Annotated in this window: 1 protein-coding gene; it reads right to left on the minus strand. The window is 44.7% G+C overall.

Translation table 11 applies throughout. The annotated features are described in order from the left end of the window. Nucleotides 1-282, minus strand: a 282-nt coding sequence (locus ACVCZW_RS01405; protein WP_452231473.1) for a hypothetical protein, incomplete at both ends; no start/stop codon positions are given.

Genomic DNA, 282 nt, shown 5'->3' on the forward strand with positions numbered 1-282 from the left:
TCTATAGTATAGGTTGTCCCAGAAATACCATTAGTAATCGTTCCGCTAGTTGCGTTTATTGTTGCACCATCGGTTGGTATTGGATTAAACGTAAAGCTTCCGCCAAGATCTCCGGTTATATTTGCGGTTCCGCCATCACAAGTTGCTGTCATAGTAAAAGCTGCGTTTCCGGAGGTTAAAACAGTTACTGTTTCGGTGCTAGTTGTTCCGCAGGTTCCTGGACTTGCGTATTCTATCGTATAGGTCGTCCCGGAAATTCCATTAGTTACCGCTCCGCTAGTT

The sequence above is a fragment of the Lacinutrix sp. MEBiC02595 genome (assembly GCF_053601555.1).